General features: G+C 59.7%; 20 protein-coding genes. 10 read left to right on the top strand and 10 right to left on the bottom strand.

Annotated elements, in window-relative coordinates:
* Positions 1-54: 54 nt before the first annotated feature.
* The gene (gene dksA / locus AC2FFD_RS04390) at positions 55-477 is read right to left on the bottom strand and encodes an RNA polymerase-binding protein DksA (RefSeq protein ID WP_170344000.1); all 423 of its coding nucleotides are present in this window, start codon (positions 475-477) and stop codon (positions 55-57) included.
* Positions 478-859: 382 nt separating this feature from the next.
* Here dksA and AC2FFD_RS04385 point away from each other — a divergent pair, with 382 nt between their 5' ends.
* From AC2FFD_RS04385 to AC2FFD_RS04365, 5 genes are all read left to right on the top strand, one after another.
* Positions 860-1,705, top strand: a complete 846-nt coding sequence (locus AC2FFD_RS04385) for an AAA family ATPase (protein ID WP_152458249.1) — start codon at positions 860-862, stop codon at positions 1,703-1,705.
* 101 nt (positions 1,706-1,806) lie between these two features.
* Positions 1,807-2,265, top strand: a complete 459-nt coding sequence (locus AC2FFD_RS04380) for a GNAT family N-acetyltransferase (RefSeq protein ID WP_480684104.1) — start codon at positions 1,807-1,809, stop codon at positions 2,263-2,265.
* Positions 2,262-3,629 carry a DUF2927 domain-containing protein gene (locus AC2FFD_RS04375; protein WP_480684103.1) on the top strand — a complete coding sequence of 456 codons (1,368 nt, stop codon included), beginning with the start codon at positions 2,262-2,264 and terminating at the stop codon, positions 3,627-3,629. Before AC2FFD_RS04380 ends, AC2FFD_RS04375 begins: the two co-directional genes overlap by 4 nt.
* Positions 3,610-3,807 carry a hypothetical protein gene (locus tag AC2FFD_RS04370; RefSeq protein ID WP_257600895.1) on the top strand — a complete coding sequence of 66 codons (198 nt, stop codon included), beginning with the start codon at positions 3,610-3,612 and terminating at the stop codon, positions 3,805-3,807. The genes AC2FFD_RS04375 and AC2FFD_RS04370 overlap by 20 nt, the downstream gene beginning before the upstream one ends.
* Positions 3,808-3,811: 4 nt before the next feature.
* A complete protein-coding gene (locus tag AC2FFD_RS04365; RefSeq protein WP_496872100.1) occupies positions 3,812-4,996 on the top strand; it encodes a vWA domain-containing protein in 1,185 nt (394 codons plus the stop codon).
* Between the two features lie 15 nt (positions 4,997-5,011).
* Here the strand turns inward: AC2FFD_RS04365 and AC2FFD_RS04360 are convergent, their stop codons facing one another.
* Positions 5,012-6,496, bottom strand: coding sequence for an inorganic phosphate transporter (locus AC2FFD_RS04360; protein WP_170343996.1), 1,485 nt, complete (start codon positions 6,494-6,496; stop codon positions 5,012-5,014).
* Positions 6,497-6,677: 181 nt separating this feature from the next.
* Here AC2FFD_RS04360 and AC2FFD_RS04355 point away from each other — a divergent pair, with 181 nt between their 5' ends.
* Positions 6,678-7,364 (top strand): M48 family metallopeptidase, encoded by a 687-nt coding sequence (locus tag AC2FFD_RS04355; protein ID WP_170343995.1) that lies wholly within the window; start codon positions 6,678-6,680, stop codon positions 7,362-7,364.
* Positions 7,365-7,433: 69 nt separating this feature from the next.
* On the opposite strand, the gene AC2FFD_RS04350 is transcribed toward AC2FFD_RS04355, so the two are convergent.
* The 5 genes from AC2FFD_RS04350 to AC2FFD_RS04330 are packed head-to-tail and all read right to left on the bottom strand — an operon-like array spanning position 7,434 to position 12,698.
* Entirely contained in the window at positions 7,434-7,976 is a 543-nt protein-coding gene (locus AC2FFD_RS04350) for an RSP_2648 family PIN domain-containing protein (protein WP_480684101.1), read from the bottom strand.
* On the bottom strand, positions 7,973-9,175 hold the full coding sequence (locus AC2FFD_RS04345; protein WP_496872096.1) for an RSP_2647 family RNA methyltransferase: 1,203 nt from the start codon (positions 9,173-9,175) through the stop codon (positions 7,973-7,975). The genes AC2FFD_RS04350 and AC2FFD_RS04345 overlap by 4 nt, the downstream gene beginning before the upstream one ends.
* 38 nt (positions 9,176-9,213) lie before the next feature.
* Positions 9,214-9,486: a hypothetical protein gene (locus AC2FFD_RS04340; protein ID WP_170343992.1), complete on the bottom strand. Its 273-nt coding sequence runs from the start codon at positions 9,484-9,486 to the stop codon at positions 9,214-9,216.
* On the bottom strand, positions 9,470-12,265 hold the full coding sequence (gene glnE / locus AC2FFD_RS04335; RefSeq protein ID WP_496872248.1) for a bifunctional [glutamate--ammonia ligase]-adenylyl-L-tyrosine phosphorylase/[glutamate--ammonia-ligase] adenylyltransferase: 2,796 nt from the start codon (positions 12,263-12,265) through the stop codon (positions 9,470-9,472). Before glnE ends, AC2FFD_RS04340 begins: the two co-directional genes overlap by 17 nt.
* A 49-nt stretch (positions 12,266-12,314) precedes the next feature.
* The gene (locus tag AC2FFD_RS04330) at positions 12,315-12,698 is read right to left on the bottom strand and encodes a DUF4440 domain-containing protein (RefSeq protein WP_496872094.1); all 384 of its coding nucleotides are present in this window, start codon (positions 12,696-12,698) and stop codon (positions 12,315-12,317) included.
* A gap of 148 nt (positions 12,699-12,846) precedes the next feature.
* Here AC2FFD_RS04330 and AC2FFD_RS04325 point away from each other — a divergent pair, with 148 nt between their 5' ends.
* From AC2FFD_RS04325 to AC2FFD_RS04310, 4 genes are all read left to right on the top strand, one after another.
* Positions 12,847-13,269 carry a DUF2852 domain-containing protein gene (locus tag AC2FFD_RS04325; RefSeq protein WP_425078423.1) on the top strand — a complete coding sequence of 141 codons (423 nt, stop codon included), beginning with the start codon at positions 12,847-12,849 and terminating at the stop codon, positions 13,267-13,269.
* A gap of 65 nt (positions 13,270-13,334) precedes the next feature.
* The gene (locus AC2FFD_RS04320) at positions 13,335-13,766 is read left to right on the top strand and encodes an RDD family protein (RefSeq protein ID WP_425078424.1); all 432 of its coding nucleotides are present in this window, start codon (positions 13,335-13,337) and stop codon (positions 13,764-13,766) included.
* 75 nt (positions 13,767-13,841) lie between these two features.
* The gene (locus AC2FFD_RS04315) at positions 13,842-14,666 is read left to right on the top strand and encodes an arginyltransferase (RefSeq protein WP_257598903.1); all 825 of its coding nucleotides are present in this window, start codon (positions 13,842-13,844) and stop codon (positions 14,664-14,666) included.
* Positions 14,667-14,673: 7 nt separating this feature from the next.
* A complete protein-coding gene (locus AC2FFD_RS04310) occupies positions 14,674-15,063 on the top strand; it encodes a VOC family protein (RefSeq protein ID WP_170343987.1) in 390 nt (129 codons plus the stop codon).
* 132 nt (positions 15,064-15,195) lie between these two features.
* Here the strand turns inward: AC2FFD_RS04310 and AC2FFD_RS04305 are convergent, their stop codons facing one another.
* The 3 genes from AC2FFD_RS04305 to AC2FFD_RS04295 all read right to left on the bottom strand — a co-directional run bounded on the left by AC2FFD_RS04305 (position 15,196) and on the right by AC2FFD_RS04295 (position 19,696).
* A complete protein-coding gene (locus AC2FFD_RS04305; RefSeq protein WP_170343986.1) occupies positions 15,196-17,550 on the bottom strand; it encodes a TRAP transporter large permease in 2,355 nt (784 codons plus the stop codon).
* 17 nt (positions 17,551-17,567) lie between these two features.
* Positions 17,568-18,494, bottom strand: coding sequence for a TRAP transporter small permease subunit (locus tag AC2FFD_RS04300; RefSeq protein WP_257598906.1), 927 nt, complete (start codon positions 18,492-18,494; stop codon positions 17,568-17,570).
* A gap of 119 nt (positions 18,495-18,613) precedes the next feature.
* The gene (locus AC2FFD_RS04295) at positions 18,614-19,696 is read right to left on the bottom strand and encodes a TRAP transporter substrate-binding protein (protein ID WP_117868673.1); all 1,083 of its coding nucleotides are present in this window, start codon (positions 19,694-19,696) and stop codon (positions 18,614-18,616) included.
* Positions 19,697-19,812 lie beyond the last annotated feature (116 nt).

Here is a 19,812-nt window from a genome sequence, read left to right as displayed (position 1 = left end):
AAACGCCGGAGCCACAGGCCCCGGCGTTCGAAATTTTCCAGTTTCACCCGGCGATCAATCGTCGCGGTGGACCTTTTCGCGGCGCTCGTGGCGCTCTTGCGCCTCCAGCGTCATGGTTGCAATCGGACGTGCATCCAGACGTTTCAGCGAAATCGGATCGCCGGTCTTTTCGCAATACCCGTATTCACCTTCTTCGATCCTGCGCAGGGCTGCGTCGATTTTGGCAACCAGCTTGCGCTGACGATCACGTGTTCGCAGTTCCAGAGCGCGATCGGTCTCCTCGCTCGCGCGGTCTGCGACATCCGGAATGTTTCGGGTGTTGTCCTGTAGCCCTTCGATCGTATCGCGGCTGCCCGCCAAAAGCTCGTTCTTCCAATCCAACAGCTTGCGGCGGAAATATTCAAGCTGACGGTCATTCATGAAAGGTTCATCTTCGGCCGGGCGGTAATCCTCCGGCAGAAAAACTTCCTGTTTCATATTTGCTCCCTCGGTATGGCCAGAAACGTCGGTCGCTGATGTTTCACCTGACATTTGGCACCCCCTTCTGCGCAGCGTTTAGCCGACGGGCGTGGGATTGTCACTACACAAACGTTGCTTCAGCACGCCCTCGTGCTGTTTTGTCTAAATATGAGACAAACAACAACAAAACCCTATTTTTCTATGAAATTTAGCGGGCCTTTTTGAGGCAGATGTTGATCAACAGGACACATTCCCGCACGCGAATCAACCAAAAGGGCTTGGAGTTCCTGCAAAAATCGCCTCAATCGACGCAGGGACGCGGGTTGTCAAAAACGTTGACCGTCTGTAACCCGGACAACACAACCTGCCCACGGATCACGAAAAACCACACGAGAGGCCCATGACCGCACGCTTTCAAGGTACAGCCGAATATGTCGCCACTGACGATCTGACGATTGCCGTGAACGCCGCCGTCACACTTGAACGCCCATTGCTGGTCAAGGGCGAACCCGGCACCGGCAAGACAGAACTGGCCAAACAGGTGGCCGGCGCGCTGGGGCTGAGGATGATTGAGTGGAACGTGAAATCCACCACCCGCGCGCAGCAGGGCCTGTATGAATATGATGCGGTCAGCCGCCTGCGGGACAGCCAGTTGGGTGAGGAACGTGTGCATGACGTGTCGAACTATATCCGCAAGGGCAAGCTGTGGCAGGCCTTCGAGGCCGACGAAAAGGTCGTTCTGCTGATCGATGAGATCGACAAGGCGGATATCGAGTTTCCCAACGACCTTTTGCAGGAACTCGACAAGATGGAGTTCCATGTCTACGAGACAGGCGAGACGATCCGGGCCAAGAACCGCCCGATCGTCATCATCACTTCGAACAATGAAAAGGAACTGCCGGACGCGTTCCTGCGCCGCTGTTTCTTTCACTACATCCGCTTCCCGGATGAGGCCACGATGCGCCGCATCGTCGAAGTACATCACCCCGGCATCAAGGATGCGCTGCTGACCACCGCCCTGACCCAGTTCTATGAAATCCGCGAGACGCAGGGGCTCAAGAAAAAGCCGTCAACGTCAGAAGTGCTGGATTGGCTGAAACTGCTGCTGGCCGAGGACCTGAGTGCCGAAGACCTCAAGCGCGGCGGCGCAGATGCCCTTCCGAAACTGCATGGCGCGTTGCTGAAGAATGAACAGGATGTGCATTTGTTCGAACGTCTGGCCTTCATGGCACGCGGCAAACGATAGCCAGAGGGTGGCCGGACGGTGATCATGGCTTGCCTTGGGACGGCCCGAATGCCAGCATCGGCCCATCTGGCGAAACAGAGCTTCGCCGCCCACAGAATTGGATGAATCGCGTGGCGAACGCACTGACAATCCGCACCCTGCGTGCCGAGGACAAAAGCCAATGGGCCGACATGTGGCGGGACTATCTGGCATTTTATGAAACCGCCCTGCCCGAGGATGTATACGAAACAACCTTTTCCAGATTGTTGGGCGACGACCCACAGGATTTTTCCTGTTTCGTTGCCGAGCAGAATGGCGCCCTGGTCGGACTGACACATTATCTGTTTCATCGCCACGCCTGGAAGGTGGAAAAGGTCTGCTACCTGCAAGACCTGTTCGCGCGACCCGAGGCACGGGGGGCAGGCGTTGGCCGGGCCTTGATCCAGGCGGTCTATGATGAGGCCGATCGTCAGGGCGCGCCATCGGTCTATTGGCTGACCCAGGAGTTCAACCACACCGCTCGGAAACTGTATGATCGCATCGGCACACTGACACCGTTCATCAAGTACGCCCGCTCATGAAGCGATTGAGTGCCCTTTTTCTGGCACTGGTTGTTGCTGGCTGCGCGACGGTTGAAACGATCGAGCTGCCCGATCAGGTCACGGTCGTCGAAGTAAGCCTGCCGCCTGCCAAGTCTTTTTCAACGGCACGTCCTTCGCCGCCTGCTCGGTCCAACAAAAACATCGCCTCTGACTTCCTGTCCCTGCATTTCGAGCTGGAAAGCGGGGCCGCCCTGCCCGTTTTCACGCGATTTGAGGCCCCGGTCACAGTCCGTCTGACCGGATCACCGACCGCAAGCATGCAGCAGGACCTGACCCGGTTGCTCAACCGTCTGAGGCGCGAAGCCGGGATCAACATCCGGCAGGTCAACGAGGGTCAGGCCAATATCACCATCGAAGCCGTCAGTCAGAAAGACATTCTGCGCATCCTGCCCAACGCGGCCTGTTTCGTCGTCCCCAACTCGTCCAGCCTTGAAGAATATCGCCGTGACCGCCGAAAGATCAAAAGCAGCTGGACTGAACTGCGCAAACGCGAACGGCTTGGGATTTTCATCCCATACGACGTCAGTCCGCAGGAAATACGTGATTGCCTGCATGAAGAACTGGCACAAGCGCTTGGTCCGCTGAACGACCTCTACCATCTGCCGGATTCGGTGTTCAACGACGACAATATCCATACTGTTCTGACCGGGTTCGACATGCTGATCCTGCGGGCTGCTTATGCGCCGGAACTGCGCACCGGCATGACCCGAGATCAGGTCGCCGCGGTCATCCCGGGGGTTCTCAGCCGGATGAACCCGCGCGGGGACAGGGTGCCCGTTCAACCCTTCACGGATACGCCGCGCGAGTGGATTGACGCGATTCAGAAATCACTGGGGCCGGGGTCGGGTTCGCCCAGACAGATGCGCGCGGCGCGAAAGGCGGCACGGATCGGTCAGCAACAGGGATGGACAGATCACCGCCGCGCCTATCCCCATTATCTGATGGGCCGGATGGAACAATTCCGGGACCCCAACGAAGCTCAGCGCCAGTTTCAGATTGCGCAGCAATTTCTCAAGGCCACGCCCGGCACAGAGGTGCATCAGGCCTATGTCACCACGCAAACCGCGGCATTTGCGCTGGCACAGGACAAGGGGCCCAGTGTTCTGCCTGAACTGGACAGGGCCATCGATGTCATGACACGGGCTGAAAATGCGTCTCTGCTGGCCACGTTGTTGTTGCTGAAATCAGAAGCGCTGAAACAGGCGGGGCAGATACAGCAGGCACGTGCCGTCAGGCTGGACAGCCTGGGATGGGCGCGGTACGGGTTTGGTTCGGATCTGGTGGCCCAGTCATTGTCGCGGGGCAATGGCCGAAGAAACACGGATGGCACGAAAGACGGATGACACACATATGTTGGTAGTTCTGGGAATGGCGGCACTGGGTGCAACCTTGGGCGCCCTGACCGCGAAAAAGCGCAGCGGCAATCGGGCCGACATGGCGCAATATGCCGCCGGGTATGGCATTGCCTTTGCGCTGGTGGGTCTGGTGATCTCGCTGGTTCTGGTGCGTTTGGTGGCCTGAGACGATGTTCCTGCCCTTTTTCGAAAACCTTCGCAAAGCCGGCATCCCGGTATCGCTGCGGGAGTATCTGACTTTTCTGGAAGGCATGAAAAAGGGTCTGGCCACCTATGATGTCGAGGCGTTCTACTATCTCGCCCGCGTGTCGATGGTGAAAGATGAACGCAACATCGACAAGTTCGACCGCGCCTTTGCCGCCAGTTTCGAAGGGCTGAACGAAATCAGTTTCGATCAGGTTCTGGAAGCCGTCGACATTCCCGGCGACTGGCTGGCCAAGCTGGCCGAAAAACACCTGTCGGACGAGGAAAAAGCCGAGATCGAAGCGCTTGGCGGTTTCGACAAGCTGATGGATACGCTGCGCGAACGCCTAAAGGAACAACAAGGCCGTCATCAGGGCGGAAACAAGTGGATCGGCACGGCCGGAACTTCTCCGTTCGGGGCCTATGGATACAACCCCGAAGGGGTCCGCATTGGTCAGAAGGAAAGCCGCCATCAGCGCGCCGTCAAGGTTTGGGACAAGCGCGAATTCAGGAACCTGGACGATACGGTTGAACTGGGCACGCGCAACATCAAGGTCGCCCTGAAACGCCTGCGCCGCTGGGCGCGCGAAGGTGCTGCCGAGGAACTGGATCTGGACGGCACCATTCGCGCCACCGCCGAGCACGGTTATCTGGACGTCAAGACCCGCCCGGAACGTCACAACGCGGTCAAGGTCCTGCTGTTCCTGGACGTTGGCGGATCAATGGACCCGCATATCAAGGTGGTAGAAGAGCTGTTTTCGGCCGCACGGTCCGAGTTCAAGCATCTGGAATATTACTACTTTCACAATTGCCTGTACGAAGGCGTCTGGCGCGACAACCGCCGTCGCTGGGACGCGCAGATCCCGACGCACGAGGTGCTGCGCACCTATGGGCCCGACTACAAATGCATCTTCGTCGGCGACGCCTCGATGAGCCCATATGAGATCGCCTATCCCGGCGGTGCCAACGAGCATTGGAACGCAGAGGCCGGGCAGGTCTGGCTGCAACGCGCGCGGGATCAATGGACATCGAACCTGTGGATCAATCCCGTGCCCGAGAAGTACTGGGAATACACCCATTCCATCAGCATGATCCAGGAGATCTTCGAAGGCCATATGGTGCCGATGACCCTGGCCGGGCTGGAACAGGGAATGAAAGCGCTGACCCGTTGAGGTCAGCGCCAGAGTTTACCCGGCAATCACCTGAATCCCAAGAAACAGGATCGCTGCCAGCATGGCCGCTGCGGGAACAGTGATAACCCACGCGGCAACGATGGTCAGGAAATGCGACCGGCGAACCAGCTTGCGGCGGCGGCGTTCTTCCGCCGCAACGCGGGGGCGTTCGGGAAAAGCCAGCCTTGAGCGTTTCAGCCTTCGCTCGGCATCCCATTCCCGGAAGAACCCGACGCCGAATACAGCGCCAACCGCGATGTGGGTGGAACTGACAGGCAAGCCCAGCCAACTGGCGACAATCACCGTGATCGCGGCTGACAGCGCGACGCAATAGGCCCGCATCGGGTTGAGCTTGGTGATCTGGCTGCCGACCATGCGGATCAGTTTCGGACCAAACAGGAACAGGCCGAACGATATCCCAAACGCACCGATGACCATGACCCAATAGGGAATGCTGACGGCATGCGTGAAATCGCCCGAGGCAGAGGCCTGCACAATCGCGGCCAACGGGCCCACTGCATTGGCAACGTCATTTGCGCCATGCGCAAAGCTCAGCAACGCCGCAGAGACGATCAGGGGAATTCCAAACAGAATTTTCAGCGATTTGTTGCGGTTCTCAAGCCCCTCGGACTGACGGCGGATAATCGGGATCATCACGGCCCAGATCAGCCCGCCACAGACCGCACCGATCAGCAGCGCCGTCCCGAGATCAATCTTGATGATCTTCTTGAGGCCCTTGAGCGCCAGGTAAGATGCAAAGGCGCCCGCCATGATCCCGACCAGCATCGGCACCCATTTGCGGGCCGCGGCGATCTTGTCTTCCTGATAGATGATCCTGGCCTTGATGAACCACAGGAAACCGGCTGCGACCAAGCCCCCCAGAACCGGCGAGATCACCCAGCTGGCGGCGATTTTGCTCATGGTGCCCCAGCTTACGGCACCGAACCCGGCAGCGGCGATCCCGGCCCCCATGACGCCGCCGACGACCGAATGCGTGGTGGAAACCGGCGCCCCGATCCATGTCGCCAGATTGACCCACAGCGCCGAGGACAGCAGCGCCGCCATCATCGCCCATATGAAGACGTTGGCCGTTCCCATGCTTTCCGGCGCGATGATTCCCTTGGCGATGGTTGATACGACATCGCCCCCGGCGACGAGCGCTCCGGCACTTTCAAAAATGGCGGCAATGGCGATGGCACCGCCCATCGTCAGCGCATTCGCCCCCACTGCGGGCCCCATGTTGTTGGCGACGTCATTGGCCCCGATGTTCAGCGCCATATAGGCCCCGAACATCGCCGCGATCACGACGATGAGCGCGTTGCTGCCCTGCCCGAACAGGAAAGCGGCCACAAGGCCTGCGACAACAATGAATACCAGAGCGATCCCTGAGCCCACAAAAGGCCGTCCAGCCTGTGCGGTCGCCATTTCGAGGCGTGAAAAGCGACGCAAATCCCGGTCGAGCGTTTCCAGGTGACGCGCTTCATAGTTCTTGTCGGTCATGGGTCCCTCATCGATAGCGCCCTGTCGGTTAAGTGGGATCGTCGAAATAATCAACAGCTCATGTCGCAAGATCGCAACTTATCGAAGTTTGTGCCGATTTCGGCGCACGAACATGCGGGTCCCGACGAACATCCCGCAGGTGTGACTTGCGCAATGCCCATGTTCGGACCATATCTTTGGCATGCTTCGATTGACTCCGATCCTGCTGGCCATTGGCTATGCCATCGTGATGTACCGGATTTCCGTCTGGCGAACCCATCGTGAGTTGGATGCAAAATCGACCGAACTGGCCGATCCGGTGCTGAAACGGATGACAGACCGGCTGGCCGCAGCTTTGGGCATCGATCGGGTGCCCGTCTATATCTATGAGATCGACCCGGTAAACGGGCTGGCTGCTCCGGACGGTCGGATTTTCATCACGCGCGGGTTTTACCGAAAATTCCGCAACGGAGAGGTTTCGGCCGAGGAAATGGCCAGCGTCATCGCTCATGAGCTGGGACATGTTGCCTTGGGTCACGCAAGGCGACGGATGATTGATTTTTCGGGTCAAAACGCGATGCGGACGGCGCTTATCATGGTGCTGAACCGCTTTATTCCGTTTATCGGAGCGATGATTGCGAATGCCTTGACGTCATTGCTGGCCTCGCGCCTGTCGCGTCAGGATGAGTATGAGGCGGACGAATATGCCGCCGCCTTGCTGACCAAGGCCGGAATCGGGATCGGGCCGCAGAAATCCTTGTTTCACAAGCTGGAAGACCTGACGCAGCAACGGGCGGGCGTTGCCCCGGCATGGTTGATGAGCCACCCGAAGACGGGTGAGCGCATTGCGGCACTGGAGGCCCTTGAGCAGCGTTGGGCGCGTGGCTGAGGGTGCGCAGCGAGAGGCCAGCCTCTCGCGCTCTCCGGGATATTTTTAGCCAGATGAAGGGGGTCCCGCTCAGGCGCTCAGGGCTTTGCCAAGGCGTGGTAGCCGGGCCTTTTTCATCAGTGCGCGCAGGGTCCATTGGTCGCCCGAGAGGCGGCTGGCCTCGGCAAGGACCTGAGCCGCGAGCGTGTTCATACCCTTTGGATCAGCTTGCCAGAAACCATGCAGAAGGCTGTCGGGGTCTCGGCGGTCCAGGCCTTCTTCCGCCAATATGTTTTTGGGAAAATCCTTGGCGTTCACCGTGACGATCATATCGGCGGACGCGGCGATCGCCGTCGCCAGCACGTGGATATCGGCGGCATCCGGAAGCCAAAGACGGTCGTGCAGGCCTGCGTTCGCAGTCCGTTCGGCGTCGGGCCAGTTGGCTTGTGTCAGCGCGATTTCGGCGCGGGCTTGCGCCTCGCCCGTCGGGCCAAGCTTGCGCGCGGCGCGGGCCCATTCTTCGAGGATGCGCGCGGACCAGATCGGAGTGAAATGGCCCAGGCGGGCCGCGCCCAAGAGCATCTCGCGCATTACCGTGGGATAGATGACGCAGGTGTCGAGCACGGCTTTCATAGGCGATAGAACACCGCTTTGAGATAGCCGCTTTCCGCCAGTTGCGGCAGTTGCGGGTGATCGGGGCCTGCAAAGCCGGTGTGGATCAGTTGGGCTTGGCGCCCGGCGCGGCCAATCCCACGGGAAGACGCATCACGAAAACGGCCCAGATCAGCGGCGTGCGAACACGAACACAGGCCAAGGTAACCACCGGGTTTGACCAGCGGCGCCGCCAGTCTTGCGACACGTTCATACGCGCGCAGACCCGCATCCAGCGCTTGTCTGGACGGCGCAAACGCGGGCGGATCGCAGATCACCACGTCAAATCGCGCGCCTTCTTCGCCCAGTTGAGTCAGAACCTCGAACGCGTCGCCCTGCCGGGTCTGGAACTTTTCAGCAAGGCCCGACGCCTCGGCTCCTTTTTTCGCCAGATCGAGCGCGGCGGCTGAGCCATCGACGGACAATGCCTGCCCCGCACCGCCTGCAAGCATCGCCAGACCGAAGCCGCCCACATGGCTGAACACGTCCAGCACCTGCGCATCGGGATGAACCAGGCGCGCGGCAAAGGCGTGGTTGGGGCGCTGGTCATAAAACAGCCCGGTCTTCTGACCACCGGTCAGATCCGCCATGTAGGTGGCGCCATTCATCGGCACCGGCAGGGGTGCATCGGGCGCAGTTCCGCACAATACTTGATTGACGTCGTCCAGGCCCTCCAGCCCGCGCGTGCGGCCCGAGGCGTTCTTCAGCACCGTGGTCACGCCTGTGACTTTGGCCAGAGCCTCTGTCAGCAGGTCCAGGTGCGCCTCGGCCCAGGCCGCGTTCGGCTGAATGACGCAGGCCTCGCCAAAGCGGTCGATGATGACGCCGGGGAAGCCGTCCGCTTCGGCATGGATCAAGCGGTAATACGGGGCGTCGAACAGGTTTTCTCGCAGATCAAGGGCGCGCTGCAAACGGCTCTCGAACCACGCCGCGTCAAGCTGCCCGTCGATGTCACGATCCAGCACCCGGCACATGATCTTGGACGCGGGATTGACCGCGACCAGCGCGATGGGCGCGCGTTTGTCGTCTTCGAGCACGGCCAAAGCGCCCGCTGGAATCTTGCGGGTGCGGCGGTCGGTGACGATGTCATTGGCGTAGACCCACGGGAAGCCATGGCGCATGCCGCGCGCATTGGCTTTTGGTTTAAGGCGGATACGGGGGCGGTCGGCAGATTGAGTCATGGCGCCCTCTTAGTCCTGAACGCGCCGGTGGGAAAGCCCTAGCGGTTGCGGGAGCGCCAGCCACCACGGCGTTTCGGTGCCCGAGCCGTCTGAAGACCCTCGGTCAGAACCTGCGTCATCGGGTGATCGGGGTTCTGCTTGGCATAGCCCGCGTGCAGTTCCGTCAGCGCCGTGTTCTGGTCGCGATCTGCGGGAAGGCTGAGTGCCCAGTCCAGAAAGATGCTGCGGCATTCCGGCAGGGTTATGCCCTCGATTCGATAGGCTTCGCGGATCAGACCTTTGTGGTCGTTGGGATCACTGCTGCGCGCCATCTTCTTCCCCCTTGATCACGCCCCCGATCAGATCGGCTGCGGTCGTATAACTCTCCAGCAATGCCGCCTGTAGCGCTTCGACCTGTTCGAACCCGGTGGCACGGCACAAAAAAGCAGTTCCGCCTTCGCCGATCTTGTCGGCTTCGATCGCCTTGCCCGACAGCAGCCGCGCCGCGCATTGCACGGACCAGCATAAGTCATAGCAGTCTTTCAGAGATTGCGCCTGCGCGACATCCAGCAAACCGGCTGCGACGGCACCATCCAGACCAGAGGACACATCACGCTGTGCGGACCCGGCCAGCAAGGCGCCGGTTTCGGCCATCAACTCGACATCCATCAATCGGCCGGGGCCGTTCTTGGCGTCCCATATGCCGGCGGGCGCCTTGGCCGCGGCCAGACGCGACCGCATTTCGGCCACGTCGCGCAGCACTTTGTCCCGCTCTCGCGGGTGCGACAGAAACTCGGTACGGAAGGCTTCGATTTCCTCGGCCAGCCCGGCGTCTCCGGCAACAACATGCGCACGGGTCAGGGCCAGATGCTCCCACACCCAGGCTTCGTTCCGCTGATAATTGACAAAGCTGGCCCAACTGGTCGCGACCGGCCCCTGATTGCCCGAAGGGCGCAGCCGCATATCGACCTCATACAAGCGTCCCTGCGACATCGGCGCGGACAGTGCCGTGATCAGAGCCTGCGTGAACCGCGCGTAGTAGGTGCGCGTGGCCAAAGGGCGCGGACCCTCGGACATGTCCTGATCCAGCGGATCATAGATCACGATCATGTCCAGATCGGATTGCGAGTTGATCCGGCCTGCCCCCAGCGACCCCATCCCAAGCACAGCAGCACCGCGCCCCGGTGCGGGGCCGTGTTTGCGGGCGAAATTGTCGGTGACATGCGGCAGGATGGCCGCGATGACCGACTGCGCAAGCTCGGCATATTGCTGGCCTGCCTGCGCCCCGTCGATCAGGCCGCGCAGGTGATGCACACCAACCCGGAAATGCCATTCCTTGCACCAGCGCCGTGCAAGATCAAGCTGGGTTTCATAATCCGTTTCTTCTGACAAAGCCTGCGTCAATTCCGCTTGCAACGCCTCTTGCCCGGGCCAATCCGCAAAGAAACTGCCCCCGATCACCGCGTCAAACACCGACGCATTGCGCGACAGGTGCGAGGCCAGAGCATGCGACGTGCCAACGATATCGATCAACAAGTCGATCAGTTGCGGATTCGCCTCGAACAGCGAAAACAGCTGCACCCCGGCTGGCAGGCCCGCCAGGAACCCGTCCAAAGCCATCAGCGCTTCATCGGGCTTTGCGGTTTTGGCAAGACGCGACAACAGCTCGGGCCGCAGACGTTCGAAAATCCGCGCGCCGCGCTGGGACCTCAGGGCCGGGTATGTCGTCCAGCGGGCCAAAACGCTTTTGTCGAATTCCACATCCTGCACTCGGACCGGTGCCGCACCAGGTCCGGGGGCAAAGAATCCTTCCGTCAACTCATGCACCTCGGTCAGGCGATTTGTCAGGTCTTGCGTCAACTCGGCACTGCTGATCCCCATCAGACAGGCAACGCGTTCGATCCCGTCAGGCGAACTCGGCACCTTGTGGGTCTGTGCGTCATGAATCATCTGGATGCGGTGTTCGACTTCGCGGTGCGCGCGGTAATGATCGGTCAGCTTGTCCGCCACATCCTGCGGCACCCATCCTTTGGAGGCCAGCGCCGCAAGCCCGGAAACCGTACCGCGCACCCGCAGGTCAGCGTCTCGCCCGCCGGCGATCAACTGGCGGGTTTGCGTGAAAAACTCGATCTCACGGATACCGCCCTGCCCCAGTTTCATGTCGTGACCGGGGATCGACAAAGACCCTCCGGTGCCTTTGTTTTCGCGGATGCGCAGGCGCATGTCATGGGCGTCCTGAATGGCGGCAAAATCCAGATGGCGGCGCCAGACAAAGGGGCGCAGGCCGTCAAGGAAACGCTGCCCCGCAGCCAGATCTCCGGCACAGGGCCGTGCCTTGATATAAGCGGCCCGCTCCCACGTACGGCCGAGGCTTTCGTAATACCGCTCAGCGGCCTCCATCGCCATGCAAACCGGTGTCACGGCGGGATCGGGGCGCAACCTCAGATCCGTGCGGAAGACATAGCCGTCCGCCGTCTTTTCGCTCAACGTCGCACAAAAGTTGCGCGTGGCCCGAACCATACCGTGCCGGGCCTCGTAAAAGTCATCGGGGTCAAAGCGCGTTTCATCGAACAGGACGATCAGATCGATGTCCGAGCTGTAGTTCAGCTCATGCGCGCCCATCTTTCCCATCGCCAGGATGACCAAACCGGCTGCGGTTTCGACATCTTCCTCGGTCATACCCGGCAGCTTCTTGCGCCGGATCAGTGTTGCGATCTCGGCCTTGGCCGCAACATCGGCGGCCAGCGCACCGAAATCGGTCAGGGCCGCCGTGACCTTCTCCAATGGCCACGCACCTGCAATATCGGCCAACGCCGTAAGCAGAGCCATACGCCGCTTGGCCTGCCGCAATCCGGGTTTCAACTGATCCGGCGGCAGATCACGCGCGGCAGCCATGACGTCAGCCAATGCCTGATCCGGGCGCATCAGGGCCTCGGGCAGCCAGTCTTTCTCTTGTTCGATCAGACCTTTCAGATAGGGGCTCGAACCGGCGGTGCCCGCCACCAATTCCGCCATCTCGGCCGGCATATCAGGCATCAGGGCCCGCGCTTCGTCGCCCAGGAATGGATCGAAAGAACGCGGAAGTCGTGTAATGGCAAGAGCGTCTGTCATACGCGCAAACTGCGCATCGCGGCGCGTGATCGTCAATGGGGCATTCTGATCAGGTTTTCTGAACCGGCGTGTCCTGACTGAAACTGTTGACCCAAACGTCGTTTCTGCGTTCCCACAACGACGAAATCAGCATCGCCTCGCGCGTTGTCGCACCCGGGCGCAGGTAGTCGGCTCTATAAGTCAACAGGACGATATCCGGTGTCAGAACGCGCAATCTCGCGTCGCTCAGATCAAACGCGGCCATTGTCGGCGCATCCGCGAATTGCCCAACATGATCGTCACGATTGGCAAATCCCGTCGGATAGACCCCAAGAAAATCGACGCTCAGCAAAGCCCGGTCCGCGCTTGCGTTGCCCTCGACCAGCGCCATCCAGACCTGCCTTTCCAGTTCGAGGATTTCATTCAGCGCAGGTGCCGTTTTGTGTTCTGTCATTTCCATTTCCGCACCCTGAGACTGAAGATGTTTATCGTCAACCGAGTTGCTCAATGTAAATCTTTTTCACATTATCCCCTTGCAACACCCGACAGGGACCCCATCTAGACAATGTGAAAAGAATTTACATCAACCCTGGAGAGCTCAAATGACCGCATTGTCCGACCCCGCCGCCCCCGCGAATCCGGGATGGCTTTACCGAATTGAGGCCTGGCTGGATGACAAAGGCAAAGGGGCGTGGATCGCCGCCATGGTCCTTGGTTTCATCTTCTTCTGGCCTGTTGGCCTGGCCCTTCTGGCTTACATGATCTGGAGCAAACGCATGTTCAGCAAATCCTGCAACCGCCGCAAATCCTGGCACAGCCACATGAGCGCGATGAAGCCGTCCGGCAACAGCGCATTTGACGCCTACAAGGCAGATACACTGGCCCGCCTTGAACGCGAACAGCAGGACTTCGAGGCGTTCCTGCGCCGCCTGCGTGATGCCAAGGACAAGGCCGAATTCGACGAGTTCATGGACGAACGCGCCCGCGAGAACCATGAAGACGACGGCAAAGCCACGCCTGCCTGATTGACCTTGCCCTGTCCCGGCATTCCGGGACAGGGTACCCTGACCCTTTTTTTCGGACCTGACGAATGAATCACCTGCCCGACCCGGATACCCAACCAGAATTCTACAACTCAGTGACAAGCAAACGCTTTGTCGCGTGGTTGTTTGATGTCGCCTTCATCTCGCTGCTCTGCACGGTGGCGATCCTGTTGAGCGCAGGCCTCGGTCTGTTTTTTCTGGCCGTGATCTATGCCGTCATCAGCTTTGTCTATCGCGTAGTAACCATCACCAACGGCTCGGCCACACTGGGCATGCGATTCATGGGAATCGAATTGCGCGACGCATTCGGAGAGCGGATGGATATGGGCAAGGCCATTGCCCACACTGCCGGCTATTTCGTCAGCATGGCGGTCGCTGTGATTCAGATCATCTCGGTGATCATGATGCTGACCAGCGCCCGCGGCCAGGGCCTGACCGACAGTTTTCTGGGCACGGTCATGATCAATCGACGGGCCTGAGGCCCGGTTGCGTGAAACACTTGGCGGCCTCGGGAACGGTTGCTATCATCCCACCCGAGGCTACCTGGGAACTTCATGCGACACACGCTGCCAATTGCGCCACAATTCTATGTCACGGCCCCGCAACCCTGCCCTTATCTCGACGGCAGGATGGAGCGTAAGCTGTTCACCGCGCTCCAGGGCGAAGGCGCGGAACAGCTGAACAATTCCCTGTCACAGCAGGGGTTTCGCCGGTCGCAGAATGTACTCTACCGCCCCTCCTGCACAGATTGCGCAGCCTGCCTGTCCGCCCGGATCGACGTCTCGGCGTTCCGCCCGACAAAAAGCCAGAAACGCGCGGTGAAACGCAACGGATATCTGCAACGCCGCGCCACGTCGCCCTGGGCCACGGACGAGCAGTATGAGCTGTTCCGCCGCTATCTTGATACCCGGCACGCCGACGGCGGCATGGCCGACATGGACGTGTTCGAGTTTGCGGCAATGATCGAAGAAACGCCGATTCGAAGCCGCGTGGTGGAATATGCAGATCCGGAAACCGGCGACCTGATCGCTGTCAGCCTGACCGATGTGCTCGATGATGGGCTGAGCATGGTTTATTCCTTCTACGATCCGAACCAGCCTCAGAATTCTCTGGGCACCTATATGATCTTGGACCATATCGAGATCGCGCGTGAAGCGGGCCTGCCCTATATCTACCTGGGCTATTGGGTCCCCGGCAGCCCCAAGATGGGCTACAAGGCAAAATTCTCCGGGCTTGAGGCCTATGTTCAGGGCGAATGGCAAAAGATCACGGATCCTGATACCTTCTGCGCTTCCTCACGGCACCCCCTGTCCACCGCTCCGATTGCCGAGCAGGTGGCCAATATCCAGCTTCCCGACCGCCACCCGACCAAGGGCTGACCACCCCATGAAACAGAACCTGCACGCCGTCACCCTCGTGGTGCCGGACTACGATGAAGCCATCTCGTTTTACACAGGAAAACTCCGTTTCAAGCTCTTGAAGGATTTAGATCTCGGAGGCGGAAAACGCTGGGTCCTGATCGCACCGCCGGGTTCAGACGGCAGCGCCCTTCTTCTGGCCAAGGCCGACGGGCCTGAACAGCGCGCCGCCATAGGCAGCCAGACCGGTGGCCGCGTCGGATTCTTCCTGCAAACCGATGATTTCCACCGCGACTACTCACAGATGCGTGCCAACGGGGTCCATTTCGAAGAAGATCCCCGCAGTGAATCCTATGGCACTGTCGCCGTCTGGCGCGATCCTTATGGCAACCGCTGGGACCTGATCCAATTCACCTGATCCGCTTCTTCATCTGGCCCAAAATATCCCGGGGATGAATTGGCCGCAGGGCAAGAAGGGGCTGGCCCCTTCCCCCCAACAATCAAGAAAAAGGGGGCCCCAAGGCCCCCTTTTGCATATTGATGGTCCGGATCAGTTCGGGATCAGGTCCGGCACGATCGTGACAATCGCCGGGAAGAACCACAGGATTGCGATCCCCACCACCTGGATCAGAACAAACGGTATGATCCCGCGATAGATATGGCCCGTCGTCACTTCCTTCGGCGCAACCCCCCGCAGATAGAACAACGCGAACCCGAACGGTGGTGTCAGGAAGGATGTTTGCAGGTTCACCGCCACCATGATCGTCACCCATTTCGGGTCGAACGACCCGCCATAGATCACCGGCCCCACGATGGGGATCACGATGTAGATGATCTCGAGGAAATCCAGCACGAAGCCCAGAATGAACAACACCAGCATCACGATCAGGAAGACCGTGAATTCGTTGTCAAAACTCTTCAGGAATTGCTGGATATAGTGCTCCCCTCCGAACGAGATCACCACCAGGTTCAGCAACTGCGATCCGATCAGGATGGTGAACACCATCGATGTCACCTTGGCCGTCTCGCGCACCACCGGGGTCAGAACTCCGCTGGAGTACAGCACCCAGCACCCGAACAGCAGGCCGAACAAGGCGTACAGATAAGCCGCATACGCGATGATGAAGGCGATCCAGGTCTCCAAGGTCACATTGCCCTGATTGACCCGCAGGTCAAAGTTCACCCCCATCAGCAAGGCGATGATCACGGCAAAGGTCGACCAGATGATCACCTTGCCCGATCGCCCCTGGTCCTGAAGCTTGCGATAGGCCGCCAGCATGATGGCGCCACCCGCCCCCAGCGCCGCCGCCGGCGTCGGGTTGGTCACACCGCCCAGGATCGAGCCCAGAACCGCGATGATCAGAACCAGTGGCGGGAAGACCACGCGGATCAGGTCATTGGTCGCACATCGCGCCGCGGCTTCCCTGCAACCATACATGGTCAGTGCGAAGGGCAACGCGAGCAACAGGAACGTTGCCCCCGAAGATGTTGTGGGCGAGATCAGCAGGATATCGACCAATACCATAAGCAGCAGACCAATCGCACCAACGATAAGCGGCTGTGGCGCACGCGAAGGGGCAATGCCACGGCCCAGCACCAGGGTAAGACCCAACAGCACGACGGTGATCGCGACACCTGTGCCAATTGGCGCGGCTGATGCGATCATTTCCTGTTTTGCGACGGTCAGTTCTTCTTCGGTCAGGCGGTGAGATTCAGCCGCACCGCCGGCGGCATCAATGGCTTCCTGCTCGGCGACGGCCTGATCCCAGGCGGCCTGACCATGCAGATCGATCATCGATGCCTTGCATTCTTCCGACACGTTGGTACGCAGCGATGCGCCCTGCCCGATATCCGAGAATGCCGAGACCGAGACGCTCTGGCTGCCGATCACGCCGACATTGCCCAGCAACACCGCGCCGACGATCAACGCAACCGGTGCGCCCAGCAGCCAGGTCAGACCTTCAGAACGGGTGATCGGCTCACCGGAGCCACCCGACATTGCAACGGCAGGTGCCTTGTGTGGATTCAGCAGCGCATAGCCAAAGGCATACAACGCATAGAGCAGCGCCAGAAGGATCCCCGGCAAAAGCGCCGCCTGGAACAAGGTTCCGACCGAGACAACCGCGGGCTCCCCCAGATAGGTCAGCGCATCGGTACAGCCGGCCTCGACAGCCCGTGTCTCTTGCGCCGTGGAATACAGATCACCCGCCAATGTGCCAAGCAGAACGATCACGATAGACGGCGGAATGATCTGCCCCAGCGTCCCCGACGCCGCGATCACACCCGTGGCAAGCTCGGGCGAGTAGTTGTTTCGCAGCATGGTTGGCAGAGCCAGCAGGCCCATGGTCACAACCGTTGCGCCAACGATACCGGTTGAAGCAGCCAAGAATGCCCCCACAACCACGATGGACACGGCCAGACCACCCGGCAGCGGTCCAAAGACGCGCGCCATCGTCGTCAGCAGGTCGTTCGCGATTTTCGAGCGTTCCAGCGTGATCCCCATCAGAACGAACATCAGCACGGCCAACAGGGTCTCAATGGATTGCCCTGCCAGTACGCGCTCGTTCATGCGGTTCACGATGAACGACACGTTGCGGTCCAGCGCGGTTTCCCAGCCAGAGACAAAGACCGGCTCGGCTATCCTTGGCAAATCCGGGTATCGGAATACCGATATGACATCAGGTTTTACCCCGGAATTTACAATATCCCGATAGGCTTGTGAGCCTGTGTCGATTGCCTGGTGGATCAACAGCCCGGCACTGTCCAGTGCCGCGATGATCCCAAAGGAAATCACTCCGGCGCCGCCGATGGCAAAGGCCACCGGGAAGCCGGAAAGGATGCCTCCGAAGAGGCAGAAGAATACGATAATGAGGCCTATCTCGACGCCATCAAGTCCGAATAGCATTGTCTTGGTCTCCGTCCTTAATGCGCGCCTTCATAGGCTTCTTCGCCCTCACCAAGGCTGTCCTTGTCGAGGTATTTTCCAGTGCTTTCCGGCCCTTCCACATACTCAAGATACGAGCGGTACAGGAATGCGATTGCGTGCAGGAACACCATGGCTGCAAAGGCCACCAGCAAGATCTTGAACAGGAAGTAGGCGTTGAATCCGTTGGGGCTGAACCCAATGGTTTCCACGTTCCAGCGCAGGGCGCGGGACTTGGCCACCAGCCGGTCCAGCGTGTCACTGGCCGAAGGTTTCGGCACGATCAGGTGCCGCCACATGAAGTACCAGCCATACATCCAAGTTAACACCGCCATGGGCATCATGAACAAAACCGCACCGCACATATCAACCACCCGTTTGGCACGGTGGCTGATGCCGGCATAGATGAGGTCAACGCGCACATGCCCACCCTGCACGAATGTGTAGGTACAGCACAGGCACACGACCATCGCATTATACAGCTTCAGTTCTTCCGCGAACCAACTGATATCCATCTGGAACGGGATACCCAAACCAAAAGACATATCGGGTCGTGTAAAGACCCGCTGCATGAAAACGATCACGATCTGCTGGATCACCATCAGAAGCCCCGCCCAGGCAAAGAAGCGCCCGGTGGTGTTGGCAAACCCCTCAAGGCCCCGCACGATGGCCCACATGAAATTCCGGTAGTACAGCCCGATGGCCGTCAGAACCAGAAAGAACGTGAACACCACAAAGAAGAACTCGACCGAACCGCCGTAATAGACAAAGCGCATGATCGACGCCTTGTCGGACCAGTCCAGCCAGAGCTGCGGATGCGTGATGGCGTATCCGAAATTATAGAAGGCTTCGGCAATGCTCTGAATGAACCAGACCAGTCCATTCCACAGGGCGCCGAAGAACGAGATACCGTTTTCGTCCTGCATGTTGTCCCCAGGTCGTCTCAGTTGCGCATGGATTATTGTTGCTTGCCCAAGTCTTCAAGCGCAACGGGAAAGGTTCCCCCGCCGCGCGGGGGAACCGGTTGTCCTTGTATCAGAAAGGCTTAGCCGCGAACACGGTCACGCTGAGCAGTGTAGACACCCGACGACAGGTTGTTCCAGGCAGACGAAGCAGCCATCGACGTCATTGCGCTGTCATGGATCTTCTTGAACAGCTCATCGCCCATGTTCTCGTCCAGAACTTCCTGGCTTGCCTGACCAAACGCGTCCCAGACACTGTCCGGGAATTCCAGAACCTTGACACCACCGGCCTGCAAACGCTGCAGTGCTGCGCCATTGTTGGCCAGGAACTGCGCCAGGTTCCACTGGTGCGCCTCGGCGGCAGCGATTTCGATGATCTTCTGCTGTGCCGGGGTCAGTTCATTGAACACGTCACGGTTGGTTGCCAGCGACAGACCTGCACCCGGCTCGTGGAAGCCCGCAGTGTAGTAGGTCTTGGTGATTTCCTGGAAACCGGCTTTTTCGTCCGCCCACGGACCGATCCACTCGGTACCGTCGATCGCGCCGGACGACAGCGCCTGATACACTTCCGACCCCGGAATGTTCTGGACCGATGCGCCCAGTTTACCCAGTGCTTTACCACCCAGGCCCGGCATACGGAACTTCAGACCGTTGAAGTCTTCGGGGCTGTTGATCTCTTTCGAGTACCAGCCACCCGCCTGCGCACCGGTGTTGCCGGCCAGGAAGGACTTCAGGCCAAAGATTTCGCCCAGCTCGTCATGCAGCTCCATCCCGCCGTCATGATAGTACCAGTTCACGAGTTCCTGTGCCGTCATACCGAAAGGCACGGCCGTGAAGAACGCATAGCCCGGGTGCTGACCCACAAAGTAATAGTCGGCCGCGTGATACATGTCGGCCTGACCTGACGACACGGCGTCAAATACTTCGAACGCGCCAACCAGCTCGCCCGCTGCCTTGATTTCAACATTCAGGCTGCCATCCGACATGGCGTTGATGCTGTCGGCACACCGCTGCGCGCTGTCAAACACACCCGCCAGACCACGACCCCACGAGGTCACCATGGTCAGAGTACGCTGTCCCTGCGCATAAGCCGGTGCTGCCAAAGCAGTTGCCGCAGCCGCCGAGCCGCCCAGCGCGGATTTTTTTAGAAATGAACGACGATCCATATGAGTGTTCCTCCCCTTCATAGTCACGGTCCGGCAGAACCGGACCTGTCGCATTCAGTGCGCGTCAGCCTAATGTGGCCGAAGTGAAAGGGAATACCTACTACTGCGTAGAGAAT

This window comes from Ruegeria sp. YTSC002 (assembly GCF_059609845.1).
Note: the sequence above shows the minus strand (reverse complement) of the source record. Positions and strands in the feature narration are given on the sequence as shown.